Source organism: Candidatus Afararchaeum irisae, assembly GCA_034190545.1.
Taxonomy (GTDB): Archaea; Halobacteriota; Halobacteria; order Halobacteriales; family Afararchaeaceae; genus Afararchaeum; species Afararchaeum irisae.
This window is the reverse complement of record JAXIOF010000062.1, coordinates 1-24878: the sequence shown is the minus strand read 5'-3', so window position 1 is coordinate 24878 and position 24878 is coordinate 1. Positions and strand designations below refer to the sequence as shown.

General features: G+C 57.8%; 28 protein-coding genes and 1 tRNA gene. 19 read left to right on the top strand and 10 right to left on the bottom strand.

Features of this window, described 5'->3' with window-relative positions:
* Positions 1–8: 8 nt before the first annotated feature.
* From SV253_07735 to SV253_07720, 4 genes are read left to right on the top strand one after another with little or no spacing between them, the layout of a single operon-like run.
* Positions 9–689, top strand: coding sequence for an HAD family phosphatase (locus SV253_07735; protein MDY6775947.1), 681 nt, complete (start codon positions 9–11; stop codon positions 687–689).
* Positions 686–1453 (top strand): ribonuclease H-like domain-containing protein, encoded by a 768-nt coding sequence (locus SV253_07730; GenBank protein ID MDY6775946.1) that lies wholly within the window; start codon positions 686–688, stop codon positions 1451–1453. Before SV253_07735 ends, SV253_07730 begins: the two co-directional genes overlap by 4 nt.
* A gap of 53 nt (positions 1454–1506) precedes the next feature.
* Positions 1507–1689: a hypothetical protein gene (locus tag SV253_07725; GenBank protein MDY6775945.1), complete on the top strand. Its 183-nt coding sequence runs from the start codon at positions 1507–1509 to the stop codon at positions 1687–1689.
* Positions 1690–1721: 32 nt separating this feature from the next.
* Positions 1722–2546 (top strand): YihY/virulence factor BrkB family protein, encoded by an 825-nt coding sequence (locus tag SV253_07720; protein MDY6775944.1) that lies wholly within the window; start codon positions 1722–1724, stop codon positions 2544–2546.
* A 19-nt stretch (positions 2547–2565) separates the two neighbouring features.
* On the opposite strand, the gene SV253_07715 is transcribed toward SV253_07720, so the two are convergent.
* Positions 2566–3120, bottom strand: a complete 555-nt coding sequence (locus tag SV253_07715; GenBank protein ID MDY6775943.1) for a CoA pyrophosphatase — start codon at positions 3118–3120, stop codon at positions 2566–2568.
* Between the two features lie 37 nt (positions 3121–3157).
* The gene (gene psmA / locus SV253_07710; GenBank protein ID MDY6775942.1) at positions 3158–3904 is read right to left on the bottom strand and encodes an archaeal proteasome endopeptidase complex subunit alpha; all 747 of its coding nucleotides are present in this window, start codon (positions 3902–3904) and stop codon (positions 3158–3160) included.
* Positions 3905–4006: 102 nt separating this feature from the next.
* On the opposite strand from psmA, the gene SV253_07705 reads away from it, so the two are divergent.
* On the top strand, positions 4007–4306 hold the full coding sequence (locus SV253_07705) for an ArsR family transcriptional regulator (protein MDY6775941.1): 300 nt from the start codon (positions 4007–4009) through the stop codon (positions 4304–4306).
* Here the strand turns inward: SV253_07705 and moaC are convergent.
* A complete protein-coding gene (gene moaC, locus SV253_07700; GenBank protein ID MDY6775940.1) occupies positions 4293–4763 on the bottom strand; it encodes a cyclic pyranopterin monophosphate synthase MoaC in 471 nt (156 codons plus the stop codon). The genes SV253_07705 and moaC overlap by 14 nt on opposite strands.
* A gap of 31 nt (positions 4764–4794) precedes the next feature.
* Positions 4795–5580, bottom strand: a complete 786-nt coding sequence (locus SV253_07695) for a hypothetical protein (GenBank protein MDY6775939.1) — start codon at positions 5578–5580, stop codon at positions 4795–4797.
* 242 nt (positions 5581–5822) lie between these two features.
* On the opposite strand from SV253_07695, the gene SV253_07690 reads away from it, so the two are divergent.
* The 10 genes from SV253_07690 (at position 5823) to SV253_07645 (ending at position 17696) form a co-directional block, all read left to right on the top strand.
* The gene (locus SV253_07690) at positions 5823–6146 is read left to right on the top strand and encodes a phosphate-starvation-inducible PsiE family protein (GenBank protein ID MDY6775938.1); all 324 of its coding nucleotides are present in this window, start codon (positions 5823–5825) and stop codon (positions 6144–6146) included.
* A 174-nt stretch (positions 6147–6320) separates the two neighbouring features.
* Entirely contained in the window at positions 6321–7574 is a 1254-nt protein-coding gene (locus SV253_07685) for an iron-containing alcohol dehydrogenase (GenBank protein ID MDY6775937.1), read from the top strand.
* 84 nt (positions 7575–7658) lie between these two features.
* Complete coding sequence (locus SV253_07680) at positions 7659–8675, top strand: lysylphosphatidylglycerol synthase transmembrane domain-containing protein (protein MDY6775936.1); 1017 nt, start codon at positions 7659–7661, stop codon at positions 8673–8675.
* Positions 8676–8699: 24 nt separating this feature from the next.
* Entirely contained in the window at positions 8700–9848 is a 1149-nt protein-coding gene (locus SV253_07675) for an alpha-1 4-glucan-protein synthase (GenBank protein MDY6775935.1), read from the top strand.
* 23 nt (positions 9849–9871) lie between these two features.
* Positions 9872–11053 carry an extracellular solute-binding protein gene (locus SV253_07670; protein MDY6775934.1) on the top strand — a complete coding sequence of 394 codons (1182 nt, stop codon included), beginning with the start codon at positions 9872–9874 and terminating at the stop codon, positions 11051–11053.
* A gap of 7 nt (positions 11054–11060) precedes the next feature.
* Positions 11061–12686 (top strand): iron ABC transporter permease, encoded by a 1626-nt coding sequence (locus tag SV253_07665; GenBank protein MDY6775933.1) that lies wholly within the window; start codon positions 11061–11063, stop codon positions 12684–12686.
* Positions 12687–12706: 20 nt separating this feature from the next.
* Positions 12707–14719, top strand: a complete 2013-nt coding sequence (locus SV253_07660; protein MDY6775932.1) for a glycosyltransferase family 39 protein — start codon at positions 12707–12709, stop codon at positions 14717–14719.
* The gene (locus tag SV253_07655; GenBank protein MDY6775931.1) at positions 14716–15255 is read left to right on the top strand and encodes a gluconate 2-dehydrogenase subunit 3 family protein; all 540 of its coding nucleotides are present in this window, start codon (positions 14716–14718) and stop codon (positions 15253–15255) included. Before SV253_07660 ends, SV253_07655 begins: the two co-directional genes overlap by 4 nt.
* Positions 15248–16888, top strand: coding sequence for a GMC family oxidoreductase (locus SV253_07650; GenBank protein ID MDY6775930.1), 1641 nt, complete (start codon positions 15248–15250; stop codon positions 16886–16888). Before SV253_07655 ends, SV253_07650 begins: the two co-directional genes overlap by 8 nt.
* A 55-nt stretch (positions 16889–16943) precedes the next feature.
* Positions 16944–17696 carry a dolichyl-phosphate hexose transferase gene (locus SV253_07645; protein ID MDY6775929.1) on the top strand — a complete coding sequence of 251 codons (753 nt, stop codon included), beginning with the start codon at positions 16944–16946 and terminating at the stop codon, positions 17694–17696.
* Here the strand turns inward: SV253_07645 and SV253_07640 are convergent.
* Genes SV253_07640 through SV253_07630 form a run of 3 tightly spaced genes read right to left on the bottom strand, consistent with a single transcriptional unit; the run spans position 17686 to position 20364 of the window.
* Positions 17686–18609, bottom strand: coding sequence for an NAD-dependent epimerase/dehydratase family protein (locus tag SV253_07640; GenBank protein MDY6775928.1), 924 nt, complete (start codon positions 18607–18609; stop codon positions 17686–17688). The two genes, SV253_07645 and SV253_07640, sit on opposite strands and share 11 nt — an antisense overlap.
* 50 nt (positions 18610–18659) lie before the next feature.
* Entirely contained in the window at positions 18660–19412 is a 753-nt protein-coding gene (locus tag SV253_07635) for an enoyl-CoA hydratase/isomerase family protein (GenBank protein ID MDY6775927.1), read from the bottom strand.
* A 25-nt stretch (positions 19413–19437) separates the two neighbouring features.
* On the bottom strand, positions 19438–20364 hold the full coding sequence (locus tag SV253_07630; protein MDY6775926.1) for a DUF6293 family protein: 927 nt from the start codon (positions 20362–20364) through the stop codon (positions 19438–19440).
* 111 nt (positions 20365–20475) lie between these two features.
* Between SV253_07630 and SV253_07625 the strand changes: the two genes are divergently transcribed.
* Positions 20476–20931: an SRPBCC family protein gene (locus tag SV253_07625; protein MDY6775925.1), complete on the top strand. Its 456-nt coding sequence runs from the start codon at positions 20476–20478 to the stop codon at positions 20929–20931.
* 71 nt (positions 20932–21002) lie between these two features.
* The gene (locus SV253_07620; protein MDY6775924.1) at positions 21003–22115 is read left to right on the top strand and encodes an alanine--glyoxylate aminotransferase family protein; all 1113 of its coding nucleotides are present in this window, start codon (positions 21003–21005) and stop codon (positions 22113–22115) included.
* A gap of 53 nt (positions 22116–22168) precedes the next feature.
* On the opposite strand, the gene ribB is transcribed toward SV253_07620, so the two are convergent.
* Both ribB and SV253_07610 read right to left on the bottom strand, forming a co-directional pair.
* Positions 22169–22849 (bottom strand): 3,4-dihydroxy-2-butanone-4-phosphate synthase, encoded by a 681-nt coding sequence (ribB, locus tag SV253_07615; GenBank protein ID MDY6775923.1) that lies wholly within the window; start codon positions 22847–22849, stop codon positions 22169–22171.
* Complete coding sequence (locus SV253_07610; GenBank protein MDY6775922.1) at positions 22846–23535, bottom strand: DUF120 domain-containing protein; 690 nt, start codon at positions 23533–23535, stop codon at positions 22846–22848. The genes ribB and SV253_07610 overlap by 4 nt, the downstream gene beginning before the upstream one ends.
* 100 nt (positions 23536–23635) lie before the next feature.
* On the opposite strand from SV253_07610, the gene SV253_07605 reads away from it, so the two are divergent.
* Positions 23636–23710, top strand: a tRNA-Lys gene (locus SV253_07605).
* A gap of 90 nt (positions 23711–23800) precedes the next feature.
* Positions 23801–24667, top strand: coding sequence for a polyprenyl diphosphate synthase (gene uppS, locus SV253_07600; GenBank protein ID MDY6775921.1), 867 nt, complete (start codon positions 23801–23803; stop codon positions 24665–24667).
* Here the strand turns inward: uppS and SV253_07595 are convergent.
* A partial coding sequence (locus SV253_07595) for a hypothetical protein (protein ID MDY6775920.1) occupies positions 24668–24878 on the bottom strand: 211 nt, incomplete at its 5' end. It lies immediately after the preceding gene.

Sequence of the window (24878 nt, the reverse complement as noted above, 5' to 3'; positions counted from 1 at the left end):
TGTAGGAGATGGAACACGGATCTGAAGCCGTCGTATTCGACATGGACGGCGTGATCGTCGACTCCGAGGTCTACTGGGAGCCCGAGAAGGAGACCATAATCGACGAGGCTCTCGTCTCCGACGACGACAAGGACGAGGTCTCTCCCGAGGATCTGACAGGGATCAACGTCCTCGACCAGTACGAACTCCTCTCAGAAAGGGGATACGAGATGGCTGTGACTGAAGAGGAGTACTTCGACCTCTACGACTCGCGCGCTGAGGCGATCTACACCGAGAAGGTCTCTCTCACAGACGGATTCGACGACCTCCTCAACGAGATACGGGAGAGAGGTCTCAAGACAGCGATATCGACCTCCTCTTTTCCGTCGTGGGTGGAGATGGTTCTCGAAAGATTCGAACTCGAAGATTCGTTCGACGTCGTGGTCTCAGCCGACGAGATAGACGTCGAGGGGAAGCCCGAGCCCGACATATACGAGTACGTCGCTTCCGAACTCGGCGTCAACCCCGAGGACTGTATAGTCGTAGAGGACTCCGAGACGGGGATAGAGTCGGCGAGACGATCCGGTGCTTACTGTATAGGATACTCGGCGAGCGGCGATCCCGACCACCTTGAGAATGCCGACGAGGTCGCACGCGACCCCGAGTCTCTGAGAGACGCCGTGGTATCCAAGATAGAGGACGCGACATGAGGATACAGAACTCCTTCATACCCGTCAGGGGCGTCGGAGAGAAGACAGAGAGAAAGCTCTGGAAGAACGGCGTGACGACATGGGAAGAGTTCGAGGAGACCGGACTACGTCACGTTGGAGAGACGACCGCCGAACGTGTCCTCGACTACATCGACGAGGCGCGCGACAGACTCGACCGGGGGGACGCGTCCTTCTTCGGCGACTCGTTCCCTTCGGGCGAGGAGTGGCGTCTCTACTCCAACTTCGACGACGAGACGTGTTTCCTCGACATAGAGACGACGGGTCTGAGCAAGGAGGATAACAGGGTTACGACTGTGAGCTTCCACGTCGGAGATGAGACTCAGACACTCGTGAGAGGAGAAGACCTCGGGAGGTCAGAGATCGAGAGACGTCTCTCGGAGGCGAGCCTTCTCGTGACATTCAACGGAAAGAGGTTCGACGTCCCGTTTCTCGAACACAGCTTCGGTCTCGACGTCGAGACACCCCACATAGACCTGATGTACCCGTGTAGGCGTCTCGACCCGTCTCTGTCGGGCGGTCTCAAGGCTGTCGAGGACGAACTCGGCGTCGAACGTCCGGGAAGCGAGGAGGTCGACGGCGCTGACGCCGTACGTCTCTGGCACAGATACGAGGACGGCGACGACGAGGCTCTCGAAAAGCTCGTGCGTTACAACAGGTACGACACCCGGAACCTCAGACAAGTTCTCGATGAGGTTCACTCACGTCTGTCGCGTGAGGTGTTTGATCCACATGTCAGCGTGTGACTACTTGACACAGATAGTAAGATTATTTTAGGGGGTCGACCTTCGTTATTCTGATGGATTCGTGTTTCGAACAGCGAAGAAGGAGAGTCCTGACTAAGAAGAACGTGACACGTCTCCTCGAAGACCCCTACTTCATCGAACTCCACTCGGAGGCGCGGCGTAACGCCGACGACGGGGACGACGCCCTCGAAACCGCTCTCAGAAGGTACCTAAGCTACTTCGACACGCTGAGCTAAGGCTTTTACTCGACGCGCGTGTACGTCGAAGGGTGTTGGACCCCGAGAAGACGTGGATACCGAGACTGGGATCGCGACTCCGTGAGGTAGTCGAGACATCGAGACGTAAGAGTCTCGGAACCCAAGCCGCAGCCCTAACCTACTACGGCTTCGTCTCACTCTTCCCTCTGGTTCTACTCCTTCTCGTAGCCGGGAGTCTTACTGGACTTGAGACAGTCGCTATCGCGGCGATAGAATCCGTCAGCGTCTATCTCTCGGAGTCGGGACGCCGGACTCTGAGACAGTCGGTCGAGGTCGAGACCAGCCCGACGGTGGGGCTGATCGGTCTCGTGGGTCTCTTATGGGGAAGTCTCAAGTTCGTCCGGGGTCTCACGGAGTCCTTCCGGGTTCTGTACGAGGACTACTCGCGAAAGACCACACACAAGTCAGTTCTCAGGACGACTCGTGACAGTGCTGCCGCCCTCTTCTCGGTCATAGCCGCGGTCGTCACAGCTGCGGCTCTCAGATGGCTGACACGTGTCTTGGACGTCCCGGATACCGGGATCGCTTTAATCGGAGTCTTGGGCTTGTTCTTCGTCTTCCTCCCTCTCTACTACTTCCTGCCACCCGTCGATGTGAGTCTGAGACACGTCTATCCCGGGGCTGTATTCGCGTCGGCGGGATGGACGTTTCTTGAAACAGCCTTCGGTTTCTATATCGATCTGGCTTCGTCGTCGCCGTCGGGGTACGCCGCCTACGGAGCCGTTGGGGTAGTCCTCGTCTTCCTGACGTGGCTCTATCTCAGCTTCTGGGTAATACTTCTCGGGGGTGCTGTGAACCTGACTCTGACTCTGGGGAGAACCCAGACAAAAGACTGAGACATAGACGGAGAACTTACTAAGGAGACCAGTCGTAGGCGAGTTCGAGGAACTGTGCGAGAATCCTCGCTGTCGCGCCCCAGATAGTGTAGTCCTCGTAATGGAAGTAATGGACGTCCCTTCCGTTCTTGTACCTCTTCTCGTAGACAGAAGGGTGTGTGAGGTCGGAGACGGGAGCGTGTATCAGTTCGGCGACCTCCGACTCCTGTATCTCGAAGCTGTAGGGATACGAGATACAGCCGACGTACGGACGTATCGAGTAAGCGGTCGTCGTGGTCACGTCGTCGAGTGTTCCGAGAAGGTCGACCTTCTCGGGAGGCATCCCCACCTCCTCATGAAGCTCTCTGAGTGCGGTCTCGGCGAGACCCGAGTCATCGGACTCCATACGTCCCCCCGGGAAGCTTATCTGCCCCGCGTGGCGCGGGAGGTCGTCGGACCTCCGCATCAGAAGAACCCCATGTCCCCCGCGTTCGTCGTCGTAGTAAGCGGGCACGACTACCGCGCTCCGCTTGAGCTTTTCGTCGTGTATCCTGCTTGAGCTTCTGTTTCTGAGAACCTCTTTCAAGCCACTCATCTATTCGTGAATATTAGTCCCTCTTCGTACTAATGACTTACCCCTCTCCGGACTCCTCAGCCGTCTCATCACTTTCGTTTACTTCGTCTATGTAGGGTCTCAGGTCGTCGTCGGAGAGCTTTCTCGTAGCCTCCTTTTCGATAACCATCGCCTCTACCTTGTCTATCTCGGCGTCTGCGTCACTCTCCTTCAGTGCCTCGACTGCGAGACGTATGCCGTCTTCTGTCGACATGCCGTCCTCGTATCTCTCTTCGAGTATCTCCTCGACCTCTTGTCTTCCCTTGCCTATGCTGGCTGCCTTGTACTCGATTATCGCACCAGAGGGCTCTGTCTCTATTAGCTGTACGTCGTTCTCGGTGACGCCCGCTACGAGGAGAGCACAGCCGAAGGGACGTGTCCCGCCGTACTGTGTGAACTCCTGTATCTGGTCGCCTATCTGTTTGGCGAGCGTACGCGCGTCCATAGCCTCGTCGTACATGTACCTGTCGCGCTGTGTCTCGACACGTGCGAGGTCTACTAGACGGCGCGCGTCGGCGACGTGTCCGCTCGCTGCTACCGAGATATGTTCGTCGACTGCGTAGAGCTTCTCTATGCTCTCGGAGACGAGAAGCGGAGAGTTGATACGTTTCTCGGCGAGTAGGACGACACTCTCGGCTGTCTTGACCCCGATAGTCACGCTTCCCCTTTTGACCGCCTCACGTGCGTACTCGACCTGGTAGAGACGACCATCGGGACTGAATATAGTACTCCCCCGGTCGTATGCCATCTGATCGTTAGACTGCATGCTAAGACCTTGGAGACGGCGTCTCTTCAACTTTCCGTCTGAACAAGTAAGGTGGAAAGACTTGTGCGTGACGACGACGTACCCAGGACAGACGGATACCCCATGGAAGACTCGAAGACTACAACCACACGCGAGAAGATAATCCGTATACTACGCCGCGAACCCGCGACAGCTGACGCGATCTCCGACGAGTTAGACATACCTGCGTCACAGGTCTACGACCACCTTGAACACATACGTAAGTCCCTCAGGTCGACCGACGAAACCCTCCTGGTCGCACCTCCCGAGTGCCGTGACTGTGGCTTCAACGGCTTCGACGACCCCGTCAACTACCCGTCGCGGTGTCCCGAATGTAAGACTGAGAGAATAGACAAACCCGTCTTCAAGATCAGGTCTTCTTGATCTTCTCCTCAACACGCACGTCGTTTATCGCGGTGTCAGGGTACTGACCCTCGTCGTCCTTCTCGGCGCTCTTGACCATGTCCCAGACTGTGAGGAGCGACGCCGAGACTCCGCTCAGAGCCTCCATCTCGACGCCCGTCTTCCCCGTCGTCGTGACCTCGACGACTGACTGAATCCCATCGTCGTCGAACTCGAAGTCGACAGTAACACCCGTTATGGGGATCTGGTGGCACATGGGTATGTTGTCCCACGTCCTCTTGACAGCCTGAATCCCCGCGACACGTGCGACAGACACGACGTTGCCCTTCTCTACTTCGCCCTCACGTATCGCCTCGACTGTCTCTGTCTGTAGGTCTATACGTCCTCTCGCGACCGATACCCTGTCGATCTCCTCCTTGTCGGAGATGTCTACCATACGTGCTCTGTCGTCCTCTATATGTGTGAACTCAGTCATAATCTACACTGTCGTGCCAGCTTAATTACGCTAACTAACTGTACTCCTCGACCATCTCGCTCGCCATCTCGTCGTCGTAGGCGTAGAGGACGCCGTCGGAGTGAGGTAAGCTTACTTCGGTAGCCTTCTCAAGCCTCTCCTTCTCGACGGGAGCGTAGAGTTCGACGTAGAAGGGCGAGTCGAGGAGGTCGTCGAAGTTCCAGGCGAGTGTCTCGAGCCAGTAGGTTGTCGAGTAGTTCATGTCATAGATAGGCACGACGTAGAAGTCGACTACCTCGTCGGCACGTTCGAGGTCGAGACCGAACCTCTCGTACTGGTGCTCCGCCGACGGGTCGGGGTAGAGTGTCAGCGAGAGGTCGGTACCGTCGGAGACGGTCTCAGCGGCGGATTCTAATGTCTCTGTAATAACGGAGGCGCGCCAGTCCTCCCAGTCGAGGCTCGACGCCTCGAACTCGTCGGTACATCTCTCACACCGGCAGAAGTCCTCGCGCGGAAAGCCGAGAGTGTCGAGACGTACTCCGTCGCCTACGTCACAGTCTTCTATGTACGACAGGATCTCGTCCCTGTACTCCGAAGTCGGGCAGACGTAGTCCCAGTCGAAACGGTCGTCGTCACGTACCGCGCGTCTCCCCTCGGAGTCGACTGGCGCGAGTCCGGGGTTCTCCTCGACTGCGGCGTTGTCACCGAAGACAGAGACCATGTTGTGGCAGTCGTCCCGTGGCTCCTCGCTCCTTCCGACTACGTCGTTGACCTCGTAGAAACACAGATCGAACTCCTCACACTCCTCAGGGTTCCTCGTTACGTTTCCGAATCTCTCCATGTAGAAGAGAGCCGTTCGAACCTCTTGTGCTTTGCAGTACGTTGTCCCTGATCACACAGCTTTCTTAACTCGGCTGTACCTACATGCCCCGGAGCCATGCAGAGTGACAGACTCCTCCGACGTTTCCACGATGCGACCTTCGCCGAGAAGTTAGAGGAGTTGATGCGGGGACTAGAACTCGTAACCGCGGGAGTGCTTGTCGTTCTGTTTGGCGTCGGTGTCTCTTTGACTTCGGACTCTCGATAGTCGAGCTAGCCCGTACAGGACGTATCACAGAGGCACGTGAGGTCGTTGGTCTGATAGACACAGCCCTCCTTCTCTTCATCATAGTCGAGGTCTTCATGACAGTCGTAGCTTACAGCCGTGACAAGCCCGTGATACGTATAGTCGTCGTATCGGGCATGATAGCCATAGGACGGAAGATCATCACATACCGCGCCGACAAGTACGCTACTCCCACCGACGCCCTCGTCACAGCTGCAGCGTACGCTCTACTCCTCGGTGTTCTGACGGGCGCGTTCTACCTGATACGGAGACACGAGATGCCCGACACGGCGGCTGTATAGTACGACTACTAGTGTAGTATCTTATGTAGAAGGGACAGGTATTTTTACGCGACCCCTGTCCTCTAGGCTGTACTCTGGTGGAAAGGGGTGACATCGGTAAGTACCCGTTCTGTCGTTCTGTTTTCCTAACCGTCTATCATAAGTTATAAACTTCTCTTAAGAAAACACAGTTGTATGGCAGAACCTGATCAGAGTAAGTACCCCGATCCGTCGAACGGCACGCGTCTCGTCGTCTCTCCCGGAAAGATAGAGATAGGGAGAGGAGCGATACAGAAGATAGGCGAGTACGCTGACGTCTACGGAAGCAAGGCTCTAGTCGTCACGACAGAGGATCTCTATGGCTTCTACGGCGATCAGGTCGTCGAGATACTCGAAGACGCCGGAGTCGAGACCGCTGTCTTCGACGGCGTAAGACCCGACCCGACTGTCGAGAACATAGAGGACGGCTACGAGGTATGGGAGGAAGAGGACTGTGACGTCATAGTCACTCTCGGCGGAGGATCGTCGATAGACACAGGAAAGGGAATCGGAATTGTCGCCTCGAACGAGGGTGAGATACGTGACTTCGGAGTCGACAAGGCGGGATACGAGGGAGTTCCCAAGCCCACACCTCCCACGATCTCGATCAACACGACAGCAGGTACGGGAAGTGAGGCGACGCGTTCGGTCGTCGTCACCGACGAGTCTACTTCTACGAAGTTCCTCATAGTCTCGAAGAACGTCGTTCCCGACGTCGCTATAGAAGACCCCGAGATGACGATGTCGCTCCCCGAGAGCCACACCGCCTTCACGGGAATAGACGCTCTGACTCACGCAATAGAGGCGTACGTCTCTGTCAAGTCGTACAGCGTCCCCGACAACTTCGCCGAGAACGCGATGGAGCGCATTTCGAACTCGCTCAGAAAGGCGTGGGCGAACGGAGACGACATAGAGGCGCGTACCGACATGATGATAGGACAGCTTCAGGCGGGACAGGCTTTCACCAACTCGTCTGTTGCACTCGTCCACGGAATGGCACGTCCCCTTGGAGCACAGCTACATATCCCCCACGGACTCGCCAACGGACTCATACTCCCGTACGTCATAGAGTTCTCCGCGATGGCGGCACCCGAGAAGTACGCCGAGATAGCACGTATCATGGGAGCGGCGGACGACGACGACACCGACATGGAAGCGGCTAAGAAGGCGAGCGACGCAGTCATGGAGCTGTGTGAGGACATCAAGCTCACTTCGTACCTCGACGACTTCGGTGAGGTTCCCGACCGCGGCGAGTACGTCGAGGTCGTTCCGAAGATGGCACAGGACGCCGTCGACTCGGGATCGCCCGACAACAACCCGAGGAAGCCCTCGAAGGAAGAGATAGAGGATCTCTTCATCAAGCTCTACGACGACGCTCTCGCTTCTGACAGCAGAAGACGTACCCAGTAGAGTAGAACGTATTTCTCTTTTCTTCAGACTCGACACTGTCGGATATACGAAGTTTTTTAGGCTGGCTTAAAAAATACGGGATAGATGGAGTTCGTGAGACAGTGGACGTCGAGACGCGGTCTGTTCGCAGTCGCGGGTACAGCTTTAGCCCTCGGCGGTCTCCTCGTAGCCTTTGGAGACGCCGACTTCGACGACGTGGTCGAAGGAGCCGTGTCTGCCGACCCTCTTCTCTTCGGGGTCGGCGTCTGTGTCTATGCAGTCTCGTGGCTCTTCCGTGGGAGACGTTACTCCGACATACTCGGTTCAATGGGACACACAGACGGTCTCAGGCTTCTCACGATGGCGGTACTCGCTAGCCAGACTGTTAACCTCGTGCTCCCGGCGAGGGGCGGCGACCCCGTGCGTGCCTACATACTCAAGTCGAGATCCGACGTCCCGTACACTACGGGTGCGGCGTCGCTCGTCGTCGAGAGAGGCTTCGACTTAGCCGCTGTACTCGGAATATCCGTGGTCTCGGCGTCTCTTCTACATCTGAGCGGAGTCCGTGTGACACAGCGGCTCCCCTTTGGAGGTCAGACAGCTTTAGGCGTAGCAGCGGGAACTGTTGGAGTCGGGATCGGAGTAGCACTGGTATACAGACGTCTCCCGCGTCTGACTCTTCGAGGAAGACTGTCTTCGGTCTTCGAGACCCTGGGTGACTTCGTCTCAGACGTACTCTGTGTCGCGGGACAGCCGAGGAGCCTCGTCTATGTCGGAGTCGGAACCACGGCGGTCTGGCTCCTCGACGTCCTCACGGGTGTAGCTGTCGTCTACGCCGTCGGGGTTCCACTCGATCCCCTGACGGCTCTTCTTCTCGGAAGTCTAGCCGTGAGCGTCGGTAACCTAGCCAAGGTACTCCCACTCTCACAGGGGGGCGTCGGACTCTACGAGGGTGGCTTCACCGCTGTCTTCGTGGCTCTCTCAACAGTCGAGCCGTCAGTCGCACTCGCCGCGGCGGCACTCGACCATCTCCTCAAGAACGCCGTGACTCTCATCGGCGGCGGTATCGCGTTCCCGTCGCTTGGGGTCTCCTCAACTCACGAAGAACCCGAAGTCTTTTAGGCTTGCCTAAAAAACTACGAGTCGATGGACTCTGACATCTGCGTGGTTGTTCCCACGATACGTGAGTACGGCTGTATGAGAAGCTACTTCGAGAACGCACGCCAACACGGCTTCGACCTCTCACGTCTCCACGTTCTACTCGTGACCGAGGACTTCTGTGACACCGACGGGATGGAGCGGATGCTCGAAGAAGAGGGGGTCTCGGGAGAGGTATTCGACAGTAGCCGGCGCGACGACTGGTTCTCCAAACACGGGGTCGACGAGTACTCGGGTCTGATACCTGAGGCTAGCCACGCACAGACGAGCTTCGGTCTCCTCTACATCTGGGCGAACGACTTCGACTACTGCTTTTTCATAGATGACGACACGTTGCCCAACGACGGCTACGACTTCTTCGGTCGGCATCTCGAAAACCTGGAGTTCGAGGGAGAGATCACCGAGGTCTCGTCGGACGAGAGCTGGGTCAACGTGCTGTATCAGAGCGTCGACGAGAAGGGTCTGTATCCCCGAGGCTACCCCTACTCAGCGATGGACGAGGACGTCTCGACCAGAACTACTGAGGTCGACGGAGTAGTCGCGTCACAGGGTCTCTGGACTAACGTACCCGACCTCGACGCCGTACGTATTCTGATGGACGGTGACCTCAACGGACAGGCACAGACACGTACCACGTCTGACGACTTCGGCGACGACTTCGTAGCGGCGCGCCGTAACTACCTCACGGTCTGTTCGATGAATCTCGCCTTCGATCCCGAGATAATACCCGCGTTCTACCAGCTTCCGATGGACGACAACCCGTGGGAGGTCGGCAGGTTCGACGACATCTGGTCGGGTATCTTCCTTAAACGCGCGTGTGACGTCCTCGACAGACGTATCTACAACGGTGCTCCGCTGTGTGAGCACAACAAGGCTCCGCGGTCGACCTTCAGCGACCTACAGAACGAGGTCGCGGGTCTCGAACTCAACGAGCATCTCTGGGAGACTGTCGACTCTGTCGGAGACGACGCTGAGTCGTACGAGGAGGTCGTCGAGGAGATCGCCGACGCACTCGTCGAGGGTGACTGGGACGACCTCAACAACGGCGAGTTCCTTAGCTACTGCGGTGAGTATATGCACGACTGGCTCGACTGCCTCGAAGACCTCTCCGAGACGACACAAACCGCAAGCGTTTAATGTGTTTAGGTGAACCTAAAAGTATGGACGACGAGAGCTACACGAGACGGCGTGTTCTGAAGGTCTTGGGTGCGGGTTCTATGACGGGTCTCGCGGGGTGTGCGGGTCTGACGGGCGGAGGTGGTAACGGAAATGAGTCGGGGTCAAGTTCGGGTTCGGACGAGGTCGAGATACCCTCGCTGAGTAGCTTCAGGGGATCGGGAGCCCTAGCCGAGGGACGTCCCGCACCGGGAGGGACTTCGATACAGGATCTCCCTGACTTAGAAGGCACATTAAACCTATACATAGGCGGTGGAGAGGGGGGTATCTACATGGAGTTCGTCGATATGTTACAGGAGATCTACCCCAACTTCGAGGTTCTACCGAGCTCGGCGGGCTCTGCGTCGCTCGCACAGACGGTGGTCAACGAGGTCAAGAGGGGTGCTCCACAGGCTGACGTCTTCTGGTCTATCGACGCTAGCTCCCTGAGCTATGTGGCTAACAACGACGCCTACGAGCCACTCAGCGACGAGGTCGTGAGCCCGGTTCCCGAGAGCTTCAGAGGCTCCGACAACGCCTGGGTTGGTGTCGCGGGACGTGCGAGGAGCATACCGTACAACACCAACCGCCTGACTGAGGGCGACATTCCCGACAAGGTTATGAAGTTCCCCGACACAGACGCGCTCAGGGGAAACATGGGCTGGGCACCTACCTACGGAGCCTTCCAGTCGTTCGTGACAGCGATGAGAATACTCGAAGGACGTGAAGCCACACGTGACTGGCTCGTCTCGATGCGTGAGGCGGGCACACAGCGTTTCTCGAACGAGTACGTCGTCTCACAGCAGGTCGCCGACGGAGCCTTAGACGCCGGATTCGCCAACCATTACTACGCCATGAGGGTCAAGAACCAGAGACCCGACGCACCCATAGATCTCGCGTTCACACAGGGAGACGCTGGGGCTCTCGTCAACGTCGCGGGGGCTCTACGTATAAAGGGAACCCAGAAGGACGAACTCGTCAACAACTTCGTCCGCCATCTCCTCTCCTCGGAGGCTCAGGAGTTCTTCGCTACCGTGAGCTTCGCCTACCCCATGATAGAGGGGGTCGAGCCCGTCGGAGACCTGCCGACTGTCGACGAACTGAGTCCGCCGGATATCGACCTAGCCAAGCTCTCCAACCTCGAACCCACGCTCGAACTCATGAGGGAAGCCGGAGTTTTGGGATAGGACGAGTATGAACATCGAGAGGATGATCGGCATGGCGCGGGAGAGGCTCCCCGGTGACACCACAGATGCCCTCGGTACAGGCATGACCCTTGTGGGTCTCGTGCTCGCACTCCTACTTGTCTTCCCGCTTAGCTGGCTTTTCGTCGGCGTACTGGATCTCGGAGCCGAATCCCTCGATCTTCTCACTGACTCAACGACACTGGAGGTTCTTGTGAGAAGCGTCGGCTTAGTCGCCGTGGTCACCGGAGCGAGCGTCGTCATAGGAGTCCCTCTCGCCGTCCTCACCGTACAGGACGTACCTCTCAGACGGGCGTGGACGGTAATCGCGGCTCTCCCGCTCGCAATACCGAGCTACCTCGGGGCTTTCGCTGTCGTCTCGGCTTTCGGTCCTCGCGGGACACTCGCCGACGTTCTTGCTCCTCTCGGCGTCGAGAGAGTACCCGAGATATACGGCTTCGCAGGTGCCGCGGTGGTCCTGACACTCTACACCTATCCGTATGTCTTTCTCACGACACGTGCGTCTCTCCTCTCGCTCGACGCGTCGCTGTTCGAGGCGGCGCGGAGCCTCAACTGTGGCAGATGGGAGTCGTTCAGACGTGTCATACTACCCCAGATAACCCCGGGAATAACAGCGGGTGCTCTCCTCGTCGCTCTCTACACACTCTCCGACTTCGGAACCCCGAACATAATGCGTGTCGAGGTCTTTACCCAGTTCATATATGCGCGTTACCGAACATTCATGCGCGACTACGCCGCTCTCCTGTCTCTCCAGCTCGTCGGGATTACCGCACTCATACTCATGATCGAATCACGTATAGGGGTCGACGAATCTAAGGCGTACGAGAGCCGTGGGAGACGTGGAGTCGGAAGCCTCAACCTCCTCGGAAGATGGCAGTATCCCGCCGCCGTCTTCCCAGCTGTGGTGGGACTTGCGGCTGTCCTCCTTCCCATCGTTATATTCGGGTCGTGGCTCTTCACCAACCAGCCCGGCTACGCCACGGGTACGATGCCGTTCTCGTGGGAGTACGGCTGGAACTCGGTCTATGTATCCCTCTTAGCCGCCGTTGCTTCGGTCGTAGTCGCGTTCCCGATAGCCCTCAGGTCGGCGGTCTCCGACTCAAAGCTGGCTTTCGTAGCCGACCGGATTCCGTATGTCGGATACGCAACCCCAGGTATCGTCCTTGCTATCGCCCTCGTGGGATTCAGCCTCGACGTCCTACCGTCGCTCTACAAGACGGTACCCCTCTTAGTCTTCGCCTACGTCGTCCGTTTCACACCACAGGCGATAGGCTCTGTACGTGCCTCGACGTTACAGGTCGATACCGAGCTAGTCGAAGCGGCACGTACACTCGGAAGCTCGCGTCTCGAGGCGTTCAGATCGGTAACACTCCCGCTTGTACTCCCCGGAATAGCCACGGGAGCGGCACTAGTCTTCCTCACGACTATGAAGGAGCTCCCCGCGACACTCGTACTCCGACCCATGGGCTTTGACACTCTCGTGACCTACATCTGGCGGGTCGAGGAAGCGGGACTCTACAGCCAGGCAGCCGTCCCCGCCTTCGTCCTAGTCGCTGTCTCGGGACTCTCGATGGTCGTAATAATATCACAGGAGGGGGGCGAGAGTGACACCTGAGACACAGAAGAGGTGAGACAGTGGAGGTAGAACGTCAAACCCTTCTCACAGCCTTAGTCGCCGTCATCGGGGGCATTGTAGTCTGGACCGTCTCTACCGACGTCTTCGCATACCACTCTCTCAACCACGACGAAGGGGTCTATCTCCACCACGCTTCGATGCTCCTCGACGGAAATCTGAGACTTAAACCACCTGTCGACGGTGTCTTCCGACCGTGGTTCTTCGTCGAAGGCGACGACGGTCTCTACCCCAAGTACTCGCCTGTCCCGGCGGTAATCTTCGGTCTCGGAGAGCTACTCGGCGGATACCGTCTCTCACTCATCGGTGTCTCGGTCGGAGTCCTCGTACTTGTCTCTGCGACGGTACGTGAGGCGTTCGACTCCGTAACAGGAGTCCTCGCGGCAGTCTTCGTCGGTGCCTCACCCCTCTTTATCGTCGACGCGTCTGTCTTCCTGCCTTACGCGCCGACGACCCTCCTTAACCTCGTATTCGCCTACTCGTACCTCCGAGCCGACCGTCTCAACGACCTCAGATGGGCTTCGTTAGCCGGCGTCGGAGTCGGTCTGTCTTTCTTCGCACGTCCCTACACAGCGGTTCTGTTCGCAGCCCCCTTCATAGCCCACGCCGTCTACACAGTCTATGACGAGCCGCGGGTCGCAGTCCCGAGGCAGACAGCCACCGCCGTCCTCGGACTCTCGGGAGTCGCCGCCACGGTCGCCTACAACGCCGTTATGACGGGATCGCCTCTCGGATTTCCCTACCTTGAGTTCGCTCCGCTCGACGGGATCGGATTCGGGAGACGGCGTATACTCAGCCACGAGATAGTATACACGCCCGAACTCGCCCTCAGGTCGAACTACGAGGCTGTGAGGCTCTTCTTCACCGACTGGATTGCGGGCGGCGTCTTAGGAGGTCTCCTCGCAGTAGTCGGTCTACTCGTTGCCTTCGATGACGGGATCGACCGACGTAAGGCGACCGTCGCAGGCATCTTCGTCTCGGTGATCGCTGGAAACCTCTACTTCTGGGGCAACTTCAACATACTCGGAGACCTCGACGCCGCGGGCGACGGCTTGGTCTCGTTCTTCGGACCCTACTACCATTTCGACCTCCTGGTTCCGACCGCGGCGTTCGCGTCGGCGGGTGCGGTGGCTCTCTACAGACGTCTCAGGACAGGCGTGAGCACACGAGGCGTCACAGCAGTCGTGATTCTGTCAGCGGCGGTCTTCGGTGGCGTCACAGCCGTCGAGGCGGAGGAGAAGATCACCCGGAACGCCGAGGTTACACGAACCTACTCCGATGTCTACGAGCCCTTCGAGGAGACGTCTTTCGAGAACGCGGTCGTGTTTCTTCCTGACCCGTACGGCAACTGGCTGGCTCATCCCTTCCAGTACCTCCGGAACAGTCCCGACTACGACGGCGACGCCATCTATGTCATCGACGACAGACCCTTCGATGTTGTCGACGAGTATCCCGACAGGACTCTCTACAGGTACTCGTACCGCGGCGTCTGGTCGCCCGCCGACGGCTCTCCCGAGACAGCACGTCTCGAAGAGATCGAACACGTTGAGGGCAGCCGTCTCAGCCTCGACGCTACTCTCGGGATTCCTGACCCCGATGAAGACGACGAGATCACAGCGACCGTCACGACCGACGAGGGAACCGAGTTCGTGACCTTCCCCGACGCCTCAGGGTCGGAGTCAGTGAATCTGAGTCTCGGCGTGACACGGGACAAGGTTCGTCTTAGGTCTGTCTCGGGCTCTGGTTCAACTCAAAACGTCTCTGTTCGTCTCGGAGACTCCTCGACCGTCGAAGTCGTAGTCTTCGTAGACCAGGGCTTCGGGAACAGCTTCGAGTACCGTCTCTCACTCCCTGTCGAGTCTGCGACGGGAGTACGTGGACTCACACCCCGGAAGAAGTACTGTGACGACGTACGTCTGTGTGACGGCTACGGTGGAGCCTACATCCCCGAGTCGTCTCCCGAAGGCGTCTTTGTCAGAACCGACCTTCACGCCGAAACCGAGGGGGGAGTATGAGGCTCACGAGACGTGACCTGATGGCTGCGCTCGCTGCCGTCGGCGTCGGAGGCGCGGCTTTAGTCGCTGTCGAGGAGTCCGAGGAGTCCGATCAGGGGACAAAACCCCTCACCGACGAAGAGGTCGAAGTATTCGTCGCCGCCGCCGAGACTGTCTATCCCTCCGAACTCGAAGCCGACGAGACCGAGGAGTTCGTGAGTTCGTACGTTCTCAGCCGGGCACATGACTCGCCCGACCGTGCCGAACGTCTCTCTGATGCGGTCGCCTATCTCGACAAGTACGCTGAGTCGTGGTACGGCGACCGGTTCGCCGATCTTAGCCGCGACGAGAGGGACGAGGCTCTCAGGGCGATGGGCGCGGAGACGGCTGACCCAGACCCCGAGGGATCAGGAGTCGAGGCGGTGAGGTACCACGTCGTAAACGAGCTACTTTTCGCTCTCTACACCACACCTACAGGAGGCGAACTAGTGGGTCTTGAGAACCCACAGGGACATCCGGGCGGTACATCGAGTTACACGAGGGGTCCAGATGTCTGAGGAGACCGACAGGACGCCGTCGGAGAGGGTCGATGTCTGTGTAATAGGATCGGGTCCTGCGGGCTCTCTGATAGCTCACGAGCTCTCAGAGAGAGGACACGAGACGGTCGTTCTCGAAGCCGGAAAGAGGTTCGACCCGCGAGACAGGGACGAGAGGATGGAGAGGTCGATAAGACCCGGACACGACGACCTCTCAGTCTGGGAGATGGGAGGAGAACGTGACGCCTATACCTCGTCGGGCGACCTCTTTTACCCTCTCAACGCGACACGTGTCAAGGCTGTCGGGGGATCGACTCTTCACTGGCAGGGGATGGTGATGCGTCTCCACGAGTCCGACTTCGAGACACGGACGAGACACGGAGTCGCGAGGGACTGGCCCCTGAGCTACGACGACCTCAAGCCTTACTACGCCGAGGCGGAGAGACGGTTAGGGGTCTCGGGGAGCGACGACAACCCCTTTGCACCCCCCAGAGACGACGAGTATCCCCTACCGGGCTTCGAACCGTCTTACTCCGACTCCCTCTTCGAGAAGGCGTGTGACGAACTCGGTATCAGAGTACATCGAGTTCCGAACGCGCGTAACTCCGAGTCATACGACGGCGAGCCAGCGTGTGTCGGATACGGCACCTGTGACCCCGTCTGTCCCTCGGGAGCCAAGTACGACGCGACCCGTGACGTAAGAAAGGCGGAGGAGGAGGGTGCGCGCGTGATAGACAGATCGACCGCAGTCCGTCTCGAACACGACCGCACGGGCGACTCAGTCGAGTCAGTCGTCTATGTCACCCCTGACGGTGAGAGACACAGACAGGAGGCACGTGTCTTCGTGGTCGCGTGTGGGGGAATCGAGAACCCGCGTCTCCTTCTCCTCTCGAAGTCGGAGGAGTACCCCGACGGACTCGGTAACTCCAGCGGCGCTGTCGGACGTTACTTCATGGAGCATCTCTTCGCGGGAACGGGAGGCGTACTCGACGAGAGGACGCGCCAGAACCACGTCGGCTTCCTCACGAGCGAGAGCCACGAGTTCTACGACAGACCCGCTAAGCCGACCGAGGGCGTCCCTCCCGCCGACGTAGACAGGTCGTCTCTCACTCCGATAAAGATCGAGTTCCTCAACTACGCAGGACCCTCCCCAGTCGAGACTGCGCTCAGCTCCGACGACTGGGGCGACTCACTCCTCTCGGATCTCAGGGACTCGTACGGAAACTCGATCGGTGTCGGCGGTCTCGTGGGTCAGAGACCCCGGAAGAAAAACTACGTCGGACTCGACTCCTCGAAGACCGACCACAACGGCAATCCTGTCCCCGAGATAAACTGGGAGATAGACGAGGTCACGAGACGTTCTATACGCCGTGCGAACACGGTACAGGAGGCGATACTCTCCGAGATGGGAGCCGAGGTGACGTGGCAGGTCAGTCCCGAGAACACGGGTCCGGCTTACCACCACATGGGAACCACACGGATGGGAACCGACCCCGACGAGTCGGTCGTGAATCCGCGTATGAGGACACACGACCTCGACAACCTCTGGATAGCCGGGAGTAGCGTCTTCGTCACGAGCGGCGCGATGAACCCGACTCTCACGATAGCCGCCCTCTCGCTCAAGGCTGCCGACAACATAGACGAGTACCTCTGATTTTTAGGTTAACCTAAGAAGTTAAGTAGGCGGGGACACATCTACGACTACACAGATGTCGTCTCAGACACTCACGACTCAGACTCAGACTCAGACACACGACGAGACAGCGAGCCAAAGCCACGACGGATACGACTTCACAGACGTCAGCGTCGTAATGGGGACTTACAACGAGGAGGAAGCTGTCGGAAAGGTTCTCGACGACATTCATGAGGTCACCGACGGTAAAGCCGAGGTGGTCTGTGTCGACGGCTCCTCCGACGCGACCCCGGAGATAGCGAGGGAGATGGGGGCGAGGGTGATAGAACAGGAGCCTCAGGGCTACGGGGTCGCAGTACGTGAGGCTGTTCTCACACCCGACAGGGAGGTGATAGTCACGACCGACTGTGACGACACCTACCCGATGGAACAGCTACCCGAGTTTCTCGAAGCCATAAACTCGGGATACGACGTCGTGAGCGGCGACAGGCTCTACCACGGTGCCGACGCGATGCCGTCGATGAACCGTCTCGGAAACGTCGTCTTCGCACTGACAGCGACAGTCCTCATGGGAAGACGTGTCCACGACACCACCACGGGAATGCGTGCCTACAGACGTGAGGTCGTCGAGTCGGTGGACTGGACAGAGAACACGGGTCTCTCCGCCGAGCTTCTGATGAGACCCGTTATGAGAGACTACAATGTGCGTGAGATACCCATAGAGTACCGTGAGAGGGCGGGCGACTCGAAGCTCGATCCCCTCTCAGGAGGTGCTGAGATAGCCAAGTCGGTACTCAAGGTCGGAATACAGGAACGACTCAGGGGCTAGACATCTCTCGCGTGGCTCTTCTGACGCTTTCCTCGCTGTCGTGTTGGGGCTGCCATCCCGTATCCATTAGCTTCTCGACAGAAAGTCTCATCTCGGGGACGTCGCCCGTCCAGCCGCGTCGTCCACCCGTGTACTCGAAATCGGGATCGAGACCCATCTCCTCACTAACTATCTCTGCGATCTCTGTGACAGAGACGGTGTCACGGCTTCCGATGTTGTAGACAGTACCGTCGGCGTTCTCGACCGCGTGTACCATCGCGTCTACGCAGTCGGAGACGTGTAGGTACGACTTCCTCTGTCTGCCGTCACCGAGTATTTCGAGTCTCTCGGGATCGTTCTCCAGCTTCTCTATGAAGTCGGGGACTACTCCGTGTCCTCTCTCACCCACTATGTTAGCGAACCTGAATATCCACGTGTCGAATCCGAAGCTACCCTCGTAAGCCGTACACAGTCCCTCACATCCCAGCTTCGAGGCTCCGTAGAGCGAGATGGGCTTCAGAGGACCGTACGTCTCGGGAGTCGGCATCGGAACGTCCTCGCCGTATACCGTCGACGTCGACGTGAACGCTATCTTGTCGACGCCGTTTGCCTTCATCGACTCAAGGAGGTTGTTAGTCGCGACCGTGTTTTGCTCCAGATCGAGACGTAGATTATCAGCACCGCTCTGGACGTCAGGATTAGCGGCTAAGTGAAACACGATGTCGTAGTCAGACTTCATGACCTCGGAGACGGCGTCTGTGTCAAGTAGGTCGACCTCGTGTATCTTGACCTCGTCGGGGAGGTAGTCGGCGTTCCCCGAACTCAGGCTGTCGATGACCTCGACGTGGTTCGACGGATCGAGACGTTCGATCAGATGGCTTCCTATGAATCCCGCCCCACCAGTTACGAGAACCGACGAGTCTTTGAGTTCCATGCTTCGACGTCGAACTCCGAAATCTTATTTCCCACGAAGGACGCCGATCGCTACTTCCTGTACGACGGCTCCCTGTCCTCCACAAAGGCTCTGACGCCTTCCTGTGACTCCTCCGACATGAACAGATGTGCGAAGCCTCCGAGCATCCTCTCCTTTTCTCCCGTCTCGGAGATCCGCTGGTTGGCGTACTTCTTAGCGATCTTAGTCGAACGTTTGGGCGACATACAGATCGCCTCGACGAACTCGTCGACAGTCTCGTCTATCTCGTCTTTCTGAACCACGCGGTTGACGAGTCCCCAGTCGAGGGCGGTCTCGGCGTCTATCGACTCACCCGTGAGTATCATCTCCATCGTTCTCTTACGTCCCGCCATCTCGGCGACCCTCTCGACGGCGTAGGGCGGATACGCGCCTATACGTGTCTCGGGGAGCGCGAACGAAGCACCCTGAGCCGCGACTGCGAGGTCACACGCCGCGACTATCTCGAATCCGCCACCGTATGCGAGTCCGTTGACAGCGGCTATCACAGGCACTCCTGTCTCCTCTATTCCCTGAAGAACGTCGAAGAGCATCTCGCCGAGCTTCTCGACGTCGTCGGCGTCGTCGAGGTCATCGAGAACCTGTATGTCGTCGCCCGCACAGAAGACGTCGTTCACACCTGTTATGACTGCGACCCTTGCCTCTTCCTCCGCTTTTTCGAGCCCGTCCGAGATACCTTCCCAGTCTTCGAGGTCGAGCGAGTTCATCTTCTCGGGACGGTCTATGGTTATCCAGAAAGCGTCGCCTCTCTTCTCGTGTTCTATCATACTTCCAACTCGTTCGAGTAGACGTTTATTTCTTTGTCATCTCCTTGTCGAGAGGAGTCTGTCTGTGTGACTCGACCCATAGCTCACCGAGTCTCGACAGACGCGTCTCGTGGCTCTTCCCCGACTCCTCCTGTAGTATGTAGCCCTTCTCGCGCAGAGACCGAGTGTTGTAGATAACCTTCGACCGGAACGAGTCGGTGTACTCCTCGTCGAGGTCGTCGGCGAGATGGTCGGCGAGTTCGCTAACCGACTTGACGACTCCCTCCTCGTGTAGCTTGAAGAGTATGACGCGTTCGAACGGCTTTATCTTGCTCAGAGGAGCGACGGGTATCTCTATTATGTGTGAGCCGTCGAAGCTCTTCGCTCCGACCGTGGTACCGCGCTCGTCGAACTCGTCGAGTAGGTCATTCGCCTCCGCGAACCTCTCGTCGAGATCCGACTCGACGCTGTCTGTTAGACCCTCGTTCTTGAGACGTCTGAGGAGATGAACCATCTCCTGAAGCTCCTCGGCGAGATCTGTTTCGAGGTACTTCTCGGGGGCGGTGTAGTAGGTGTGTATGTGCTCTCTAGCCTCGTCCTCCTCGACTATGACGGCGTGTGCCGCAGTCGTGAACCCGAAAGAGACAGTACGTGGCATCGCGCTTACGTTGACATAGACCTCCCTTCCCGACGTGAACTCGTCGAGTATCAGACCGTAGGCACGGGCGAATATCTTCTGGTAGTCGTATACGTTTTCGAGTGTCACGCGTTCAGTCTCGGCGTCAAGGAGCGACTCGAAGTCCTCCTCAAGCTTCGCCGCGACCTTCTTCGAGTACTCGACGTTCTCCTCGCTCCCGACCGACCCCTGTAGGAGAATTACGCGGTCGACGTCGAGCTTGTCCCTTATAAGCGGAGCTATGAGACGGTCGTAGTCGAACCCAACCGGTATGATGTGTACTGTGGGTCTGCCCATCTACGTGTTTCTGTGAGCGCGCTGAAGTAAAGCTTTCCAAGATCCATCTGTCTCTCTCCTATCGTGTTTCCCACCACCCAATCTAATACCTCTCGAAGCCGTATGTCGTGTATGGAGTTCGAGTCCGAGACATACATCGACGCGCCCCTCGAAGATGTCTGGGAGTTCCACTCAGGAGTCGAGGGTCTCAAAAGTCTGACACCCGGCTGGATGAACCTCCGTCTTCTCGAAGTCGAGAACGGTGACGCCGACGAACTCACAGAAGGCTCGGAGATCCGTCTCTCGGTCAAGCCGTTAGGTCTCCTACGAGTCTCTTGGACTTCGACAATAGTCGAGCGCGAGTCCGACTTCGACGAGGGAAGAGCCGTCTTCGTCGACGAGATGGAACGTGGGCCCTTCGAGAGATGGAGACACACACACGGCTTCGAGAGATCCGACGGCGGAACAGTAATGAGGGACACCGTCGAGTACGAGTCGGGGAAGATACCCAACTCGTTCGTGAAGCTCCAGCTTAAGGGCTTTTTCAGGTACAGGCATTCGAAGACGAAGAAGATACTCGAAGACTAAGTCTAAGACCCTATCTGAATCAAAAGTACCATGTCGCAGCGTTACAGACTCTACCCTACTAGGTGGATTACGTGACTCAGAAACGCGAATACAAGGACGACTACCCCAATAAGACGCTGTACATACCGGGACCGACCGAGGTACGTGAAGACGTAATCGAAGAGATGTGTCAGCCGATGTTCGGTCACCGTATGGATCGTATGACCGACCTTTACACGACGATAGTCGAGGACACGAAGGAGTTCCTCGGCACCGAACACAACGTCATAATTCTCACGGGATCAGGTACGGAGTTCATGGAGAGCTCAGTACTCAACTTAGTCGACGACGACGTCCTGTGTACGACGTGTGGTAGCTTCAGCGAGAGACAGGCGAACGTCGCTGAGCGTCTCGGGAAGAACGTCGACACCCTGGAGTACGACTGGGGTCAGGCTGTCAAGCCCGAAGACGTCCGCGAGGCACTCGAAACGAGCGACAAGGAGTACGACGCAGTCACGTGTGTGATGAACGAGAGCTCTACGGGAGTCCGTAACCCGATAGAGGAGATAGGCGACGTCGTCGACGAGTACCCTGACACCTACTTCATAGTCGACGCCGTCTCGTCTCTCGGAGGCGACTACGTCGACATCGATGCACACGGAATCGACGTCATATTCACTTCTGTCCAGAAGGCGTTCGCTATGCCCCCCGGACTCGGTGTCTGTGTCGTCAACGACGAAGCATACGAACGTGAGGTCGAGAAGGACTCGGCGTCGTGGTACGGCGGCTTCCAGAGGTCGCTCGACTACTACGACAGGAAGGGTCAGACCCACTCGACGCCCGCGATCCCCGTGATGCTCGCCTACCGGAAACAGATGAAGCACATGCTCGAAGAGGGACACGAGGCACGCGACGAGAGACACCGCGAGATGGCTGAGTACACACGCGACTGGGCACGCGACCACTTCGAGATCTTCCCCGAGGAGGGATACGAGTCACAGACAGTCGGCTGTATCGAGAACACATACGGGATCGACGTCGCCGCGACTATCGAGGAGGTCTCCGAGAAGTACGACATGGTGTTCTCGAACGGCTATGGGTCGACCCTCGGCGAGAAGACCTTCAGGATCGGACATATGGGTGAGCACGACGTCGACTCGATCAAGAAGCTCACCGACGCTATCGAGGACGTCGCAGGGCTGTGAGTGAAACAGAATAGAAACCAGGACTCAGATCAACCACTCGACTACGACTAAGACTAAGACTCGGCGTCGGCGACCTCGACTAACTGTCTTCCCTCGACGAAAGTGAGACCGTTCTCGTCTGCGTATCTCTTCGCGTCCTCCTTCGAGAGAGCCTCACCCGTCTCGTCGTCGAGCATCTCACAGATTACCGCCGCGGGTGTCAGACCCGCCTCGTCGACGAGCTTCACACTCATCTCTGTCTGTCCCTGTCTGCCTTCCAAGAGATCCTCGTCGGCGCGGAGAACAGCCATATGTCCCGGCGTGCGGAACTCCTCCTCGATACTCGGACTCTCCTCCGACACAGACGCCGACTCCGAGACCGAAGACCCGACGGCTTCCGAGAGCTTACGCGCAGTCTTCGCGCGGTCTTTGTCGGTAATTCCGGTGTAGTTCGACTTGTGGTTGACCCAGAGAGAGAACGACGAACGGCTGTCGTACCCGAGGTCGCCCGCCTCCTCGACTAGCGGGTTGTCTTCGAGGACGTCGGCTATGAACGGAAGACCGAGTCTCTCAGCGGCTTCGGGATGTATAGCCGTACAGATCAGACCACCCGCGTCGTTTCTGAGACGGGCTATGTCGTCGTGATCGACCTTCTCGGCGGCGTAGACTATGTCTGTCTCAGCCTCCCTGTCGTCGAAGTCGTAGACCAAGACGGGCTTTCCCTCCCTCAGGTCGTCGACTGCCTTGGAGATCATCTCAGCTTCACCTCCAGAGTAACCTCGTCGCCGTCTTCGAGTCCGAGTTCGTCCCTCAGCTTCATGGGAGCGATGACCTCCGCCATGTCCTCTGGGTAATGTGACCTGTGTGGCTTCACGAGATGTCCGTCGACGCCGCCGATCTCAGCCTCGTAACACGTCAGGGCACCGAAGGTTCTTTCGTCGTTCTCCCACTCCTCTATTACGACGCCGTCGGCGTTGTTGACCGCTGACCTCGCTCTCACGCTGTCGTCGTCGAGCTCTACGTTGAGAGTACCGTGGAAGGGCTCGTATCCTAGCTTCTCCTGAAACTGTCTCTGGTAGCCGTCGAGTGAGATGTAGTACTCGCCCTCACCCATTCCGCTCACGACCTCGCCCTTGAGATCGACCCGGGTCGCACCCTCGAATATTCTCCTGTACTCCTCGTACTCGTTCCTCAGGACTCTCTCGCCCTCCTCGGTAAGCTTTATCCACTGACCGTCGGCTGCCATCTCGCGGTCTATGAGGTCGGAGCTTTCGAGAGACTGGAGACGACGCGAAACCGTCTGGTCGCTAGTCCCGATCTTCTCGCCGAGATTACTACACGAAGTCTTGACCTCCCTGTCGACGCCGCCCTTGAGACCGAGGATCTTAAGGACTGCAACAGCCTCGTGTTTAACAGGAGGTCTCCTTTCCAGTTCTGGCATGCATAACAGATTTGAAATACCGACGTAAGAAGCTTTCCATGCAGACGTGGAGTCGAATCACAACCTATAAAGAATACCCCGTCAAAGTTAGAAACGCAGTGGGCCGGTAGCTTAGTCCGGTTAAAGCGTCTGGCTCTTAACCAGATGACCGAGGGTTCGAATCCCTCCCGGCCCGTGTAACTCTCAGGAAGGATTCGAACTCGTCCGTATTTGTTCTATTCCCGTGAATTAATAAGACGAGCTTTCTTAGACAGAAGCGGTACTGATGCCGATGATGAGGAAGGTCGCTAACACGGTCTACGAGTGGTTTCTGAGACACCAGATAGACTACGGTAGAGTTCCCGAGCACATAGCCGTGATACAGGACGGAAACAGGCGTTTTGCGAGGGAGAAGGGCGAAAGTCCCGAGGAAGGTCACAAACACGGAGCCGAGAAGGCAGAGGAGCTACTCGACTGGGCTTCCGAAATCGGCGTGAAGGAGGTCACACTCTATACATTCTCCACCGAGAACTTCAGACGTCCCGACAACGAACTCGACTCGCTCTTCAGTCTCATGGAGGAGAAGTTCCTCGAACTCGCCGACGACGACCGTATACATTCGAACAGGATACGTATCCGAGCCGTGGGTGACCTCGGACGTCTACCCGACAGGGTCGAAGACGCTATAAGAGAGGCGGAGGAGAAGACGAGCGAGTACGACGAGTTCCATCTCAACATCGCTGTCGGATACGGAGGGCGTGACGAGCTACTCAGGGCTTCGCGCGAGGTTCTCAGAGAGGTGGAAGACGGAGACCTCGAACCCGACGAGATAGACACCGAGAAGGTTTCGGAGTACGTCTACACACCGAGGTCGAACGACGTAGATCTCATGATAAGGACAGGAGGCGAGGAGCGTCTCTCGAACTTCCTGCCGTGGCAGGCGAAGGGAAACGAGTCGGCTGTCTACTTCTGTGACCCTTACTGGCCTGCGTTCCGGAAGATAGACTTCCTGAGGGCGATAAGGAGCTACGCCGACGTCGAGAGGTCTCGGTCAGATGTCGGTTCTGAGACCGACGAATCACGAGAAAAACAGTCGACAGCCTCGGTGGGTTCGGAGACCGACCCCGAAGAGTCAGAGCCTAGGCTACGGTAATCAGTCGTCTCCTCTTCCGTCTGCTGAGACCCCGGAGTCGGGTGTACCCGGAGGCTCTGAGTCGGTAACCTTTTTCTGTGTATCCTCGCCCGTTTCGTCTACGCCACTTGTGTCAGACCCGACCTCAAACTCGTCGAGAAGTTCGTTCAGCTTTCGGGCTCTGTCAGAGAGCTGGGAGGCGTTTTGGGAGACTTCGTTGAGGGCGGAGGTT